This is a genomic window from Acidaminococcus sp. CAG:542, from assembly GCF_000437815.1.
GTDB lineage: Bacteria > Bacillota > Negativicutes > Acidaminococcales > Acidaminococcaceae > Acidaminococcus.
Genome location: NZ_FR901995.1, coordinates 1 through 1,423 on the forward strand (window position 1 = coordinate 1; position 1,423 = coordinate 1,423).

The 1,423-nt window shown below is 54.6% G+C and carries 2 protein-coding genes; both read right to left on the reverse strand.

Annotation, left to right across the window (positions count from 1 at the left end):
• Positions 1 to 40: 40 nt before the first annotated feature.
• Complete coding sequence (gene yaaA / locus QVO43_RS00005; RefSeq protein WP_022486595.1) at positions 41 to 796, reverse strand: peroxide stress protein YaaA; 756 nt, start codon at positions 794 to 796, stop codon at positions 41 to 43.
• The gene (gene bcp, locus QVO43_RS00010; RefSeq protein WP_022486596.1) at positions 793 to 1,248 is read right to left on the reverse strand and encodes a thioredoxin-dependent thiol peroxidase; all 456 of its coding nucleotides are present in this window, start codon (positions 1,246 to 1,248) and stop codon (positions 793 to 795) included. Before bcp ends, yaaA begins: the two co-directional genes overlap by 4 nt.
• Positions 1,249 to 1,423 lie beyond the last annotated feature (175 nt).

Consider the following 1,423-nt stretch of genomic DNA (forward strand, 5'->3'; position numbering starts at 1 on the left):
CGTGAGACGGAAAAGCAGCAGGCCGTTTCTGACTTCTCTTTCACTCCGCCCTGTCATCCCGAATAAACACATACCGGTCATCCCGGGACAGTTCCGGGCTCCAGACATAGCCGCTCCAGCAGAACCCTTTCATGTCTTCCGGCTTTGCCGCTCCTTTGCCTGCCAGATACCGGACCATTTCTCCCCGGGCCATTTTCACATAGACCCCTTTCTGGACCACCTTGTCTCCTGCCCATTCTCCAAAGATTACCTGGATGAGCCGGTCTCCCGGCTGCAAATAAGCTTCGACTGCCCGGCTGTATTCTTTGGATGCCAGATTGATGATTACCCCGTCCTCATCCCGGCAGGCCCGGTACAGCCGGTCTCCCCAGAACTCATACAGGTTCCGGGACCCTTCCGGTGCCCCCTTGGCCTGCATTTCCAACCGGTAGGGGACCACCCCGTCAAAGGGCCGCAGCACTCCATAAAATCCTGAAAGGATCCGGACCCGTTCCCCCACCCAGTCCATCTGTCCGTCTTCGAACACAGCAGGGGCCATGTACTGGTACTGGATCCCTTCATAAGCCAGGATCGCCGGCGTAACCTCCCGGTCCAAATCCATCTGACGGAGCCGTGCATAATTTTCTTCTGCCAGGGCCGGACTGCAGGCCCACAGTTTCTGAAGCGCCTCAAAAGACAGGCCCCGGAGCCAGGTCAGCAGTTTTCGGGTTTCCTTCAAAAAAGAAGGCGGGGTGCAGGAGCACCCCGATTCCAGATCCACCTGCATTTTCTTGGCCGGGGAAATGATGATCCTCATTCCAGCGCCTCCAGCATCTGGGCGGGATTTTCTGCCGGTTTCACTTTTCCCATAGCTTTAACGATGATTCCCTGTTCATCGATCAGATAGGTGCTGCGCACCACGCCCATGGATACCTTTCCGTACAGCTTCTTTTCCTTCCAGACGTCATAGGCCTGGAGCACGTTTTTTTCCGTATCAGAAAGCAGGGTAAAAGGCAGACCGTATTTATCCTGGAATTTTTTGTGGGAAGCCACCGAATCCTTGCTGACCCCCAGTACCACAGCCCCCTTCTCCCGGAACTGAGGATACAGTTCTCCAAAGGCACAGGCCTGTTTGGTGCAGCCGGGGGTATTATCCCGTGGATAAAAATACAGGATCACTTTCTGTCCCCGATAGTCGGACAAAGAATGCATGTCCCCATTTTGATCCGGAAGCGTAAAATCCGGTGCCGCCGTTCCAATTTCCAGCATGGCAAACCCCTCCTTGAAAACACTCAGTTTATTTGGAAGATATTATAACATAGAATGGATCGGAAAAGGCCGCCGGAAAATCCGGAGGCCTTTTGGTGCATCGTGAGTCGTTCGTCGTTGTGGATGGCAAATGCCGGGCATTTGCCGTTGAACGTATAGCCCTCTGGGCGGCCGG

Bases quoted from the DNA above. Each gene is read 5' to 3' on its own strand.
- bcp (WP_022486596.1), bottom strand. From the start codon at position 1,248: ATGCTGGAAATTGGAACGGCGGCACCGGATTTTACGCTTCCGGATCAA.
- yaaA (WP_022486595.1), bottom strand. From the start codon at position 796: ATGAGGATCATCATTTCCCCGGCCAAGAAAATGCAGGTGGATCTGGAA.